Source organism: Armatimonadota bacterium, from assembly GCA_039679645.1.
In the GTDB taxonomy this organism is placed as follows: domain Bacteria; phylum Armatimonadota; class UBA5829; order UBA5829; family UBA5829; genus UBA5829.
Genome location: JBDKUO010000013.1, coordinates 41,183 through 54,189, shown reverse-complemented (window position 1 = coordinate 54,189; position 13,007 = coordinate 41,183). Strand labels below are relative to the sequence as shown.

The window sequence follows — 13,007 nt, the reverse complement described above, 5'->3', positions numbered from 1 at the left end:
AGATTCCTTCTTTTAATGCTGTAATATATGATGCATCTTAACAAATTACAGAGGCACAAAACTGGGCCAGGACTCAGCCCTGACCCAGATAGCCGTCGCGAAATGATTGATCTCGCTTTCAATTCGTTTTGAAGGGCATTACTGCGCGTATTTCATACCGGGCGCCGGTTGAACCGGCTGTCATGCCGAAAGCGCCGATTTTATCCGACACAGACTTCACCATTTTGCGATCCCTGGGCGGAGCGCCCTGCGTAAGAAAATTCGCAATGGAGCCGGGATTACAGTAAATGATAGCAGTTGCCTTTCTCGGTAAGCGTTTGACTACAGCCTGGAACGATTTGCTCTGCGTAATTGGCTGTGCTTTACCTGTAGAGGTCATAATGGCGCTTTTAAGCCCACTTGCAGTATTCGAGCCACTCATGTTAAGGACCAGGCCATCGCCGGATATGGCATCGCAAAATACACCGGTGGGCCCGAGTTCGACTATTGATGCCTTCACACCTGCTACCTTCGTGGGCTTGATCTGAACAAAACCGAATGCAGAGACCGCCGTGTGTATTTTGGCAAGAGCTTTGCCAACGACATCCGGCTTATCAACTTTAAAGACCAGTGTCAGATTGCCGCTGAACCCGTTAAGCTTGATAGGTCCTGCCGGATCGTAATATCCGCCGACCGACGTTATCCGATCAAACAGATCCGCATATGGATCGATTCCGATAAACTGCTTGATTTGACTGGATATTGCATTTACTTGCACGGCCATTTGAGGACTGGAACCCAACTGCGCTTTAATACTCTTCCATGCCTTGTCGCAGCCGGCAGTCGCAAAAACTACTGCCGCACTCTTCGGCGCAAATGATGCCAATTTATTAATTGAGACACCGGCAGTCGGAATTGGTTTTTTCATTATGCCTTTGAGGTGAAAACTTATTCCATCCACGCCAGCGTCAAAATTGCCCACGGCGACAACGTTATTTTCAACCATGCTCTTCATTGTGTCATCGGCATTGGGGGCAAATTGGCCCGAAGCCATCTTGAAAGCCGGGCCGATCAGCTTATAATAGCTTGCGCCGCTGTAGTAGACCGATGCAAATGTCGACCCGTCTTTCTTGCGCATAATCCTGAAGTATTTATTGCCTGCAAGGTTAGACTGGCCTTTGACTGTGTCTACAACTCTCTTAAAAGCCTCATCGCTGTTGGTATAGACTATACCGCTTTTTACCGCGCCGACATAGGTTGCTGTCTGTATGGAGTACGGATTCCGCGGACCCTCGAATGGAATATAGTAATAGTAAAAGCCGTCATACTCCAGCCGGTCGAATTTCATGTGGTTCTCATTGAGCTTGTTGCCCAGGGTTGTCATTACTGTTGTGGAGTCGTTTTCTCCCCTGGTTCCGATCACAGCAACCAATTGGGGGAGCTTGCCTATCATTGCCGGGAGCACTGCCACTGCACCCGTTCCATTCAGATGCGCTAACACATCACGCTTAACATCAATCTTGAACTGCTTGTTCACTTCTTCAAAGAGCTTGACTGTTGGGTCTTTAACGCCTGCATCCTTGAAAATTGCCTGCACGGCCTTGAATGCGGCATCTTTTTCGGTTGTGCGCGTAAGATCGACTGTCATGGCTGAGACGGCATCTGCAGGAACGTATATGGCCGGATCGACCGGCGGTTTGAAATACGCCGCGATCATATAGTATGCGGCAAGACATGATGCCGCCATAAGCAGCAGCACTACAATAAGAGGAATGGTCTTGTTTCGACCTCCTGGGCTAACAGGGATCAATTGTTCTTCCATAAGGTTCTCCTCATGCAGCGGGATATCTCGTCGGTTCTTACTACAAGCCGATATTCCGTACAAATCCGCATCTATCAAACAAATTCGGTTTACGCTGCCCGCATATAACGGTATATAACTACTCAGCAATATAATACCTGAAAATCAATTAAGGGGGAAATTATGCAGATCAATGTATTGATAGCTTTCTATTCACGTTATGGAAACACCCGCGCGCTGGCCGAAGCAATTGCCGAAGGCGCCAGGCAGGTCGGTGATGTAGATGTGCGCATCAGGAGGGCGGCGGACCTTGCTCCTGAAGAAGTCATTGCAAAAGACCCGCGCTGGGCGGCAGCCCGCAGAGAAATGACGGCTGCATATGAGGAACCGACCAATGAGGATATGGTGTGGGCGGACGCTATCTTCTTCGGCACTCCTACGCGCTATGGAAACCCGACTGCGGAGATGAAACTTGTGATCGACAGGACCGGACCGCTGTGGGTAAAGGGTGCGCTGGTAGACAAAGTGGCATCCGTATTTGTCAGCACGAGCACGACTCATGGCGGCAATGAATCGACACTCCTTGCCATGCTCAACCCACTTATGCATCTTGGCATGATTATCGTAGCTCCCGGTTATGCCGATCCGATTATGTTCTCGGCGGGCACGCCCTACGGCGCAAGTTCGGTGAGCGGACCGGATGCAGATCAGATGCCGACCGAAAATGACTTGGCTGCTGCCCGATTTTTGGGAAAAAGAGCTGCACAGCGGGCATTAATGCTCAAGCTCGGAAGTGAATTAATATCAAAGAGATAAATTTACATATTTGTGCGTAATCGACCGGTTTCTCCGCAGGAAGAACATTATCGAAAGAAGAATATTTCTGTGGGGGAGGTTGAGATATGCCCAAAATAATTGTTAGAAACCCCACGCCTGCGGAAGTAGAAAAGGCTGCGGATATTGCATATATAGTATTCGGCCAGGAACGCGATAAATGGCAGAGTTCATTTCACACGATCGCGGAACTGTTCGGCGAGAGATTTATCCTGGTCTGCGAGGTGGATGGTGAGCTTGTTTCCACACTAATCTGCACTCCGGGGACTGTGTATGTCGGTGAAGCGAAGATCAGCCACTCCGCCGTAGGTGCGGTATGCACACTTGCACAGCACAGACGTCATGGCTACGCACAGGCTTTGCTCACCCATTGCGTCAAGCTTCTGCGCAAAGAAGGCATTTCGACTTCATCCCTATGGCCCGCTTCGTATGAATACTATCGTAAATTCGGTTGGGAGGCAGGCTGTGAAATCAGGACATACACGGCTGATGCAAGCGCACTATCGGCAATCGGAGATTCGCGCAAAGCCCGCTGCGCTTCACTCGATGATCTGGCTGCGATAAAACTGGTTTATGATTTTTATGCCCGTGATTATAACTGCTCTACGCGCAGAACCGATGACTGGTGGGATAGAATCGTGCATCTTGATGAAGCTGTCGGCTCTGCAGTCGAAACAGGACGAAAAGTCATAGTCAGCCTTATGGAGGACGGAAGGCCTTCAGGCTATGCAATATACTCAGTGCGTACCGAAGAAGAAAGGTTAGTCTCCGTAAGCGAGATCGTAAGCAATGAAAATGAGCATAGGCGAAATATGCTTGCCCTGCTTGCGTCCCTTGAGCCTGAAGCAAAGATAAAATTTGCGGCTCCCGCCGACGACTTGTTTTTCCATGAGATACCGAATCCGAAACTGATCGAGGCGGCAGTCCGGCCATCATTTCAGTTCAGGATAATAGACCCCGAGCAGGCAATGGCTTCGCTTAAACCGATGGAGCACGTATCCTGCAGCTTTACGCTTTCTATAGATGATCCTGTGTTTAAGCATGGTTTTGAGTTCGGCGTTACGGCTGAGGGTGGAGGGGTCTCAATCGGTAAACCCGGCTCTGATGCAAAACTGCGAATGGACGTCCAAACGCTTGCAAAACTCTATACCGGCTATCTAAACCCGGTGGATGCATGGCAGCTCGGCATGATTAAGGCTGATGGAGATGCAGTGCGTGCTCTTGTAGATGCTTCCGGCGTATTCTCTTCACTTCTGCCGTTTCGATCATGGGTCGAACCGGGATAGACAGTCCACCAAAAGACCATGATTACAGCCAGGTGATATACTTATAATGCTTCAATTAATTACTGAAGCATTTTTTGTTGAGGTTTTTTTAGTTGCACATTGGCACACTGGTCTTTGTCCTGACCTACATATTGGTTTCTATGGGAGAAAACAGCACGCGCAAGCTTGACCGTCCTACAGCGGCGCTTGTCGGAGCGGTTTTGATGGTCCTGACAGGGTCTCTCACCCGTATACAAGCCGCGGCAGCCATTGACTTGGGCACCATAGCTTTACTGTTCGGAATGATGGTCCTGCTTGCAGTTTTGATACAGAGCAATCTCCCCACTCTCTTCGCGTTCAAGGTCCTCCGCCGATGCCATCACCCACATGTTCTGCTGGCTGCGGTTGTATTCGTTTCAGGGATTGCATCGGCACTCTTGCTGAACGATACTGTATGCCTGCTCGGCACTCCTATCCTGCTGGAAGTCGTTATCCAGGCGGAGCTACCGCCGGTTCCATTCCTTCTGGCGCTTGCTACAGGCTCCAACATCGGAAGCGTTATGACCCTTACCGGAAACCCGCAAAATATGATAATTGGCCGGTTTTCCGGCTGGAGCTGGGCCGGTTTCTGTGCAAGAATGGCGCCTGTCGGGCTGATTTGCCTTGTAATAGACTGGGCTTTATTGTTGCTGCTGTTTCGTAAACAGCTAATGCATGTTGAAATGCCCAGAGAATATGCACACAGGCCTGAGACCGAGATAAAACGTAAACTCGCGGTCCGCGGGTCTATGGTCTTCGTAGCGTTCATTGTCGCGATTATGCTGGGCGCGCCAATGGATTTTGCAGCGGTCGTGGCAGCCGCATTCCTACTTGTCTGGATAAATCGCCCGCCAAGGCTCACTCTTGAGATGGTAGACTGGTCACTTTTACTGTTCTTTGCAGGGCTGTTTATTGTCGTTGAAGGTTTCGTTAGGACTGACCACGCACTGCTGGAACGCAGCCTCAGTTCTTTAGGGACTAAAACCGGACTTGCAAGCATGATTAAATGGAGCATGGTTTCAGTCTTGGGCAGCAATATATTCTCCAATGTGCCGTTTGTGCTTATTGCCGGTCATTGGATCGATAAGATGAGTGAGCCGAAATTTTTCTGGCTGCTTCTGGCGCTCACAAGCACATTCGCAGGAAATTTGACTCTTTTCGGAAGTGTAGCTAATTTGATAGTGGCACAGCGCTCGCAAAAAGATGTGCAGCTTTCATTCTGGGACTTTCTGCGAGCCGGAGTTCCTGTGACTCTGCTGACCACTCTCGTCGGCGTTGCTATGCTATGGGTATTCTATCTATTCGGATGGGTTTAAGGGCACATTCCGAATTACGGCAGCCCTTTCACGGACGTATTACGCGTTTCTCCATGATTGAGTATTTTGGCGTGCAGGGAAAACAGGCACATGGATGGACACTCATTGGGATTAGTTTTCGGCATTTGTTTCGCTTAGGAGTTTAGCATGTCTGTGAAATATTCGATCCGCCGGTTTGGATTTTCAATTATGGCAATTTGCCTTATAATATGCGCACCTAACGTATATGCGCAGGATTCCCCCGCGGCGCTTACCAGTAATAATAAGCATTGCATCAGCCTGGACTATATTGCCGGTTGGATGGGAATAAAGGTAAAAACGCACAACGCCGGTGAAAGCGTGCGCTTGAGCAATGGCAAAAACACGCTTGTGATGGATTCAGGCAGTATTGTCGCGACGAGCGGAAGTAAGACGATTTTGCTGTCGACATGTCCTATTCTTAGGGATGGCGTTTTTTATGTTCCCACTAAGGCTGTCGTTCGAGCTTTTGGGGGCAGGGCAACTGATACCGCAGATGGTTTACAATTAGACTTTGCCGGCAAGTCGACGACAGTACCGTATCCGGCTGCAACCCAACCGGCCAGCCCCATCGATAAAATAAACGCGGACATATCGGACCCGCGTATTTCTCTTTCATCCCTGGCAAAGACACCCGTAAAATCCTCGCGGCTGTGGACATATCTGAACGATTTCAATGCGGCCGCATCTCGAGTCCAGCCGGTGCTTAAAGCAGTCTCCAGTTCTTCGGCGCTCACTTTTCTGAGCCGAATCCCGGTAGTCGGCACGCCGGTTTCCATCACTCAGTATACGGCTCATTGTTTGAACGCCAGCATCCAGGCATCTCAGTTTCTGGCAAAGATGCACTCTCAATCCGACGTTCCGGTCAGGAAAGCAATCGAGGCTGTAAATTTATTCCAAAAATCCCCATCAATCGACAATGTAAAGTCCGCTGTTCCGGCATGGAAATCTGCGGCGACTGCTCTGGATAAGCAGTTGGCTCAGACTGACAGCACGATTGCTCTCACACAGAAAATGATAAACGCGGTAACGACAGTTGAGGACAAGGTTGGAGACCGCCTTGGCAGGAAAGCCGCCAGTGAGCATGTGGCCGGGCTTACTACTTTTAACAGAGCCGCCCGGCAGTATCTGCTCCGGCTCCAGGGCAGCAAGTGGGAGCAGTCATCGCTGAAATCTTACTTCAATCGCCTGGCGGACGATGGGGCGAAATTGTAAGATTCATGGAATCGCCAGCAAAATACTATACTCTAGAGGATATTAATGAACCTGGAAAGCTTTCATACCAGCCGATACCAGCTCGACGTGGAGTATGATGACCGGCTGCAAAAAATAGTGCTTACGGACACCTATTCAGGCGTGCGCTTTGCCGACAGTGAATACCGATATTCGGCTTTTGTGGAATATGACGACAAGATCGTTCACCTTGAAGGTCTTTTTTCACCTGTCATCAATGAAGAGGTCTCGCCGCGCGCAGGCAAGGTTGTGACAATCAGCGGCACGTTGGGCAAGCCGGACGACCAGTCTTGGGTTAAAGTGGTGCAGAAGTTTTATCTGCCCGAAGGAGGCGAGTATCTGGAGGAGCAGATAACCCTTCGTAACCTGGGACAAAAGGACCTGGTACTTCGCGGCTACCGGTTCGGATTCCGCAAGAGGCTGGAGAAACCCAGCCGCTACGGCGGGCCAGGCATAGATATTGAAGATTACAGACTCGTCGCACTCCCGTTCAGACTTCAGCCCGATGGTAAAAAGCATGACTATCTGCTAGATGACCTCTATCACGGTAGATATGAGTGCTCGGAGTTTCATAACGTCCAGAGGCTTGTTCAGGAGGTCGTCGACAAGGATCGCGGCAGAAGTGAAGGCTGGGCTTGGACTGACGGCGAGAACGGTCTTCTGATTATAAAATATAATCCCGATTCCATCGAGTATTCCATGCTCGACACGGAACTTCGAGATGGTGGAAAATTTCTCACTTTCGGCGGAGCGTCAGCGTCACTATATAACGAGCCGACTGAGGCGCGCAAACTTAAGGCAGAGGCGGAGTCGATCTTCGGAAAGACTCGCTATCACTTCTATGAGGGTCTGTGGAGACAGGGCAGCTATATGTTCCGAGAGTTCATGAACTCCAAAGGGCATGGCCTGCCGGAAAACTACGACCCGCCCGTCCACTGGAACGAGCTTTACAACATCGGCTGGCATCACAACAACAAGGAAGCTCTGGCACAGCATTATTCAATCGAAGCCCTGGAGCGGGAGGCAGGCATGGCGCGCGAGGCAGGCTGCGACTCGCTGTATCTTGATCCGGGTTGGGAGGTCTGCGAAGGCGGGACCACTTGGGATATCGAGCGACTGGGCGATGTCACGGAATTTATTAATACGATAAGAGATAAATACGGCCTCAAGACGGCATTTCGCACTATTGGTCGCAGCTACTGCGACGATTATCCCGGCCTGTATCGCCGCCGCGCAGACGGCAGTATCGGCTACTACGCGCCATATGATCAAAAGCCGTTCTACGAGCCGTGCGTCTGCTCCAACGATTATCAAGAAGAAAAGCTCAAGAGAATACGCGCGCTCGCAGATGCAGGAATGAGCTTTGTAATGTTTGATGAGTTCGACTGGCGCGGAGCGTGTTATAATCCGAATCACGGCCATGCTGTTCCCACCACTCCCAACATGCATGCGCGTGCGGTTTTGGAACTCTCGCGCAAGCTCCATGAGAGCCACCCCGATATTTTGACGGAGGTGCATGACCCGATATGGCCATGGGGAGTGCGCTACCTGCCGATGTACTATCTGCATGGCAGCGAAGCTTTCGACGAGGCATGGGCGTTCGAGTTTATGTGGGACCCATTCGAAGACCTGCTCTCCGGCAAGGCATTGAGCCTTTTTTATTATAACTTGTGTTACGAAATTCCGCTGTACCTGCACATCAACATGGATAGGGACAACGACAACTGCCTCGCGTTCTGGTGGTATGCAAGCACCATCCGGCATCTCGGCATTGGCGGCGGCGGTAACAACCCGAAGCGTTTTGCATGTTATAAACAGGCTATGGCGGAGTATAAAGAGCTGAAGGACCTCTATAGTCGAGGCAGATTCTTTGGAATCGACGAGCTGACACACATCCATTTGCTTGCAGAGTCGGGCAGGTGTGTGGTCAACTCTTTCAACCTCACCGATACGCACGTCTCGCGCAGGGTGGCGCTGAGATTGAGCGACCTGGGACTCTTCGAAGACGTAACGGTAGACGGCGCACCCTATGAGCATGTCGGAGACAAACTTATTCTTGACCTTCAAATACCGCCGTTCAGCCCTGTCATAGTTAAGGTGTTCTTCAAACTGGTGAGCTAACACCTCCACACATAGTTCCGGCTCCCTCCAGGTAAGATACCTGGAGGGATTTCGAAGGACCCTATCTTGCCTACTGTCTATTGCCTCTAGCCTGTTATCTGTTACCTGACCTCTTTCAGAAATTGCTGTTCGGCCTGAGCCAATACGGCGCGTTCCAGCCATACGGCCAGCCTGGAGGAATCTGACCCGCTGCGCAGAATGCTCCGCACCTTACCCAAGGATCAACTCTGACTACAGTTGGCGGACATGTATTGCATGGGCCCGCTCCAATTTCGCATTGGGTTCTGTTCCAGGCAGGAGCCTGACAGGTCGGGCAGACTGTGCTCAAGTCTGGTTGACCGTAGCATGCTCTACACTCGGCTGCCATTGCCGCCATTGAAGACGCAATCAAGACCACAAAAGCCATGAAGGCAAATACATATACCGTTTTCATCGAAACACTTCCTTTACGAGATTAGCTGCTTCTCATGTGAAGTTTACCCACCTGATTCGGCGAAAACCCGACAATCTGTTATAATAGCTCAAATAGGTATTAGGTGTTAGGTATTGGGTGTTAGGGAATGAGAGGTAACGGCTCAAGCCCTGCTTCCTTTACCTGAGCGGGAGGTATTGCAGGATATGACGCCTGGACCATGGTTTGGACTAAAGGGCAAAGCGGCGCGTAAAACAGCCAGGAAGAGCGTTGACGCGCTGCCGGACGGGTTATGGACGAAATGCCCGAAGTGCAGCGAAATACTGTTTAACAAAGAACTGGAAAAAAATCTGCGCGTTTGCGGCAAGTGCGGATATCACTATAAACTCGGGGCCGTTGATCGTATTGAGATTACAATAGACGACGGTACATTTGTTGAGATGGACGCCGGCCTTACAGCCATCAATCCGCTTGATTTTCCTGAGTATGAGACCAAAGTCGCCAAGGGCAAAATGATGTCCGGCCTCAGCGAGGCGATAATTACCGGAACGGGCGAGATATGCGGTATCGAAGTGGCGCTAGGAGTGGCGGACTTCAGGTTTATGGGCGGAAGTATGGGAAGCGTCGTCGGCGAGAAGGTCGTTCGAGTGATAGAGCACGCCATAGAAAACAAGCTGCCTGTGATCCAATTTACTACCTCGGGCGGCGCAAGGATGCAGGAAGGCATTCTTTCGCTGATGCAAATGGCAAAGACAGCCGCCGCGTGCGCGCGGCTGAGCAAAGCCGGGCTGCCGTATATTGTCGTCTTCACAGACCCGACTACCGCGGGCGTGCATGCCAGCTATGCATCAATTGGTGATTTTATATTCGCTGAGCCTGGGGCGCTGGTCGGTTTTGCGGGCGCGCGGGTCGCACAGCAGGCGGGTGTGATCCATCGGCCGGACAACTTCCAGACATCCGAGTTCCAGCTCGAACACGGCATGATCGACAGAATTGTGCCGCGCAGGGAGCTTAAGTCCACGCTCATAAAGGTGCTGCAGTTCTGCGGCTTTAAGGAGAAAGAAGATGCCGCCTAGCGAATGGAATGTGCTTGATTTTGAAAAACCGATAACCGAGCTGGATACCCAAATAGCTGAGATCAGACGGCTCACTATGGAGCGCGGTGAGGACAGGTCGGCAGATATAGCGATCCTTGAAAAAGACCGTGACAGGCTGCTGGCCGAGATATTCGCGAACCTGAGCACCTGGGACAGGGTATTGCTTGCTCGTCACCCGAAGCGGCCTTATACGCTTGATTATGTCAGAGTGATGTTCGATGATTATACCGAGCTTTCAGGTGACAGGCTCTTTGCGGACGACCACGCAATGGTCGGCGGGATCGCCACACTCGAAGACAGGCAGGTTATGTTTGTCGGCCATCAAAAGGGGCGCGATCTGAAGGACCGCCAGTATCGCAACTTCGGCAGCGCCAAGCCCGAAGGCTACCGAAAAGCGCTCAGACTGATGAAACTGGCAGAAAAGTTTAAGAGACCGGTTATCTGCCTTGTGGATACGCCTGCCGCCGACTGCAGTGTCGGCTCGGAAGAGCGCGGCATCAGCGAGGCAATCGCACGCAACCTGATGGAGATGTCGACGCTGGAGACGCCGGTGATCTCTGTTGTGCTCGGTGAAGGCGGAAGCGGTGGCGCGCTCGGCATTGCAGTTGCCGACCGGGTCCTGATGCTCGAGCATGCAATCTACTCCGTTATCCCGCCTGAAAGCTGCGCGGCGATACTCTGGCGTGACCCGACCAAACACAAAGAGATGGCCGAAGCTCTGAAGATAACCAGTAGCGACGCTTTGAGACTCGGTGTGATAGACGAGATTATCGCTGAGCCGCCCGGCGGAGCTCACAGAAATGTAGACCTTGCCGCGCGAAACATAAAGACTGCGCTCATCAAGCATCTGGACCAGCTCGAAAAGCTTAAAATCCCCAAGCTCCTGGATGAGCGCTATAAGAAGTTCACAAGCATGGGGCTCTATATGGAACCATCCGAACAATAAAAAGCAGGCAGTCGGCTGAGGCCGACTGCTTTTTTTACATTACCCCGACGTTGTCGGCTGCCTCGGCCTTTCTAGCCATTAAAACCGCCTGAAGACCTCGGCCTACGCAAAAGAGCGCAAAAGCATGAAACGCAATCATAAGCCAATCACGCGCAACAATCACAAGCAGCGTATCCAGACCATACAGAATAATTCCTGTGATAAAGGCCCATCTGGCCCGGCGGCAGGCGAAGTAGCCGAACACTACATACATGCCTACAATAATCAGGTTTATCGGCAAAAGGATAATTGTTGCATACCCTCCATATTCTCTGATTGCCATATCCAATAAAAGTGTAAATCCCAAACCGATGACGAATCCCCAATCCATTCCAGCTAGAGCGACTACTGTATTGATAAGTGAGAGTCCGGCAATCCAGTAAAACCAGTTTCCGCCGGATTTGATAGCAGCGTCGTAGACACTCAATTTTACAGCGGTGTTTGGATTAGGCTGTGGCTGGTATGTTGCAACTGCCGGTTGGTTCATAACAGGGTCGAGTGGTGGAGATGCAACTGCAGCGGAATTAAAGTCATATGCGCAGAGCACGCACTTAACGACATCATCTCTATTTTCCCAATTGCACTTCGGACATTTAATCATCGAGTTGCCTCCATGTTGCTCCCTCGTGCTTAGCAGGGCGGCTAATAATCCAGTATCATAACATGTATGAGGTTACATTTCAATATTCGATAACACAATCGAACCATATTGTTATATTTACGTATTGTGCATTGGGGCAGCGCTCGCTATTTTGTAAAACTCACCAAGTTTCTGTTCGTATTCTTCCAAGTTTATGAGCAATCTGCTTGAGCTTCCTTTGTCGGTATAACGCTCGACAATATCAGGTATTGACTCGAGCCTGGTTTGCAGAATCGGATGGGAGTCATATTTATTCTCGACTTCAATCAGGCGGTGCTTGTAGTGCGCATTGGCCAAATCTGTCAGCTTGGGAAGAGAAGATCGAAAAGCAGTGTAATAACTGCAGTTATCGGGGTTGTTTTCCATGACAATCTTCTTTGCCGACTCATCCCAGAAAGTGGGCATCAACCCCGCAGTTTTCATTAAGGCTATCTTGAAACTCTGGCTGCCGCAAGTTAATGCTGAAATCATGTCGGCTCTTTTTTCACGTGTGCGCGAAATTGTCATGTTAATCAGGTGGAACAGCCTCAGGTAGATATCCAGCAGGAAACGTGGAGCCATCATCGGCAGCGCTTGAGACATGGAATCACTTTCGTTAATGCACTCTGTCATCGTCGCACATGCCGTAACTGCTCCGCTATAAACCGGAACCACTCTAGAGCTGTAAAGCGTGTCTCCGCCGGAGAAATGAGCAAACTCATGCGCAAGAATGGCCCGTAGTTCATTTATTGTCAATCCGGCAACCAACGGAAGTCCGATCGCAAGAATCCTGCCTTTTGCCCGCCCGTTCAATGTCTCGATTTTGGACTGGCACACGTAAAATGTCGGTTCGGCATGGATCATCACATAATCGGGGAGACCGGTTCCCACAGCCGAGCAAAGACCTGCAATAAACTTGCCGAGTTCGGGCTCTTTATTCAGTGGAACTATAAGCGCCGGTTCAAATTGTGGTTTGCTCCATATTGTGGCTGCTATTCCCCTGACAACCGCCCAGCATCCCATCAGCGCGCCGATCATAAGGAGTATAACAATCCCGAGCAATTTTACCGGAACGCGATGGCCGGACGTCATCCAGGTAAACACCCAGTAACAAACAAAGCCCGTGCCGCCAAGCATTGCAGCAGCGCAGCCTAAAAGCAATATATATACCCCAGGCACGAACAACAATGAAATATAGACCAATATTGCCGGTGGGTTTGGCATGTTTTCGCATTTTACTTTTGTTGACATGTTGTTCTCACCTGTTGTATAGACATTCTATCTTTTT

11 protein-coding genes are annotated in these 13,007 nt (G+C 50.6%); 7 read left to right on the top strand and 4 right to left on the bottom strand.

What is annotated here, in order from left to right:
* Positions 1-118 precede the first annotated feature (118 nt).
* Entirely contained in the window at positions 119-1,801 is a 1,683-nt protein-coding gene (locus ABFD83_02785) for a DUF3352 domain-containing protein (GenBank protein ID MEN6355993.1), read from the bottom strand.
* Between the two features lie 162 nt (positions 1,802-1,963).
* Here ABFD83_02785 and wrbA point away from each other — a divergent pair, with 162 nt between their 5' ends.
* The 5 genes from wrbA (at position 1,964) to ABFD83_02760 (ending at position 8,606) form a co-directional block, all read left to right on the top strand.
* Positions 1,964-2,596 carry an NAD(P)H:quinone oxidoreductase gene (gene wrbA, locus ABFD83_02780; protein MEN6355992.1) on the top strand — a complete coding sequence of 211 codons (633 nt, stop codon included), beginning with the start codon at positions 1,964-1,966 and terminating at the stop codon, positions 2,594-2,596.
* Between the two features lie 86 nt (positions 2,597-2,682).
* Entirely contained in the window at positions 2,683-3,900 is a 1,218-nt protein-coding gene (locus ABFD83_02775; protein MEN6355991.1) for a GNAT family N-acetyltransferase, read from the top strand.
* A 92-nt stretch (positions 3,901-3,992) separates the two neighbouring features.
* On the top strand, positions 3,993-5,234 hold the full coding sequence (locus tag ABFD83_02770; protein MEN6355990.1) for an SLC13 family permease: 1,242 nt from the start codon (positions 3,993-3,995) through the stop codon (positions 5,232-5,234).
* 147 nt (positions 5,235-5,381) lie between these two features.
* A complete protein-coding gene (locus tag ABFD83_02765) occupies positions 5,382-6,467 on the top strand; it encodes a stalk domain-containing protein (protein MEN6355989.1) in 1,086 nt (361 codons plus the stop codon).
* A 45-nt stretch (positions 6,468-6,512) separates the two neighbouring features.
* Positions 6,513-8,606 carry a hypothetical protein gene (locus ABFD83_02760; protein ID MEN6355988.1) on the top strand — a complete coding sequence of 698 codons (2,094 nt, stop codon included), beginning with the start codon at positions 6,513-6,515 and terminating at the stop codon, positions 8,604-8,606.
* A gap of 115 nt (positions 8,607-8,721) precedes the next feature.
* Here ABFD83_02760 and ABFD83_02755 read toward each other — a convergent pair whose 3' ends face one another.
* Positions 8,722-9,039, bottom strand: coding sequence for a hypothetical protein (locus tag ABFD83_02755; protein MEN6355987.1), 318 nt, complete (start codon positions 9,037-9,039; stop codon positions 8,722-8,724).
* A gap of 185 nt (positions 9,040-9,224) precedes the next feature.
* Here ABFD83_02755 and accD point away from each other — a divergent pair, with 185 nt between their 5' ends.
* Complete coding sequence (gene accD / locus ABFD83_02750) at positions 9,225-10,094, top strand: acetyl-CoA carboxylase, carboxyltransferase subunit beta (protein ID MEN6355986.1); 870 nt, start codon at positions 9,225-9,227, stop codon at positions 10,092-10,094.
* Complete coding sequence (locus tag ABFD83_02745; GenBank protein ID MEN6355985.1) at positions 10,084-11,061, top strand: acetyl-CoA carboxylase carboxyltransferase subunit alpha; 978 nt, start codon at positions 10,084-10,086, stop codon at positions 11,059-11,061. Before accD ends, ABFD83_02745 begins: the two co-directional genes overlap by 11 nt.
* Positions 11,062-11,095: 34 nt before the next feature.
* Here the strand turns inward: ABFD83_02745 and ABFD83_02740 are convergent, their stop codons facing one another.
* On the bottom strand, positions 11,096-11,701 hold the full coding sequence (locus ABFD83_02740; protein MEN6355984.1) for a hypothetical protein: 606 nt from the start codon (positions 11,699-11,701) through the stop codon (positions 11,096-11,098).
* A gap of 117 nt (positions 11,702-11,818) precedes the next feature.
* Positions 11,819-12,970, bottom strand: a complete 1,152-nt coding sequence (locus tag ABFD83_02735; GenBank protein ID MEN6355983.1) for a M48 family metallopeptidase — start codon at positions 12,968-12,970, stop codon at positions 11,819-11,821.
* Between the last annotated feature and the right edge of the window lie 37 nt (positions 12,971-13,007).

Coding starts and splice junctions, on each gene's coding strand:
- ABFD83_02785 (MEN6355993.1), bottom strand. CDS start 1,801: ATGGAAGAACAATTGATCCCTGTTAGCCCAGGAGGTCGAAACAAGACC.
- wrbA (MEN6355992.1), top strand. CDS start 1,964: ATGCAGATCAATGTATTGATAGCTTTCTATTCACGTTATGGAAACACC.
- ABFD83_02775 (MEN6355991.1), top strand. CDS start 2,683: ATGCCCAAAATAATTGTTAGAAACCCCACGCCTGCGGAAGTAGAAAAG.
- ABFD83_02765 (MEN6355989.1), top strand. CDS start 5,382: ATGTCTGTGAAATATTCGATCCGCCGGTTTGGATTTTCAATTATGGCA.
- ABFD83_02760 (MEN6355988.1), top strand. CDS start 6,513: ATGAACCTGGAAAGCTTTCATACCAGCCGATACCAGCTCGACGTGGAG.
- ABFD83_02755 (MEN6355987.1), bottom strand. CDS start 9,039: ATGAAAACGGTATATGTATTTGCCTTCATGGCTTTTGTGGTCTTGATT.
- accD (MEN6355986.1), top strand. CDS start 9,225: ATGACGCCTGGACCATGGTTTGGACTAAAGGGCAAAGCGGCGCGTAAA.
- ABFD83_02745 (MEN6355985.1), top strand. CDS start 10,084: ATGCCGCCTAGCGAATGGAATGTGCTTGATTTTGAAAAACCGATAACC.
- ABFD83_02740 (MEN6355984.1), bottom strand. CDS start 11,701: ATGATTAAATGTCCGAAGTGCAATTGGGAAAATAGAGATGATGTCGTT.
- ABFD83_02735 (MEN6355983.1), bottom strand. CDS start 12,970: ATGTCAACAAAAGTAAAATGCGAAAACATGCCAAACCCACCGGCAATA.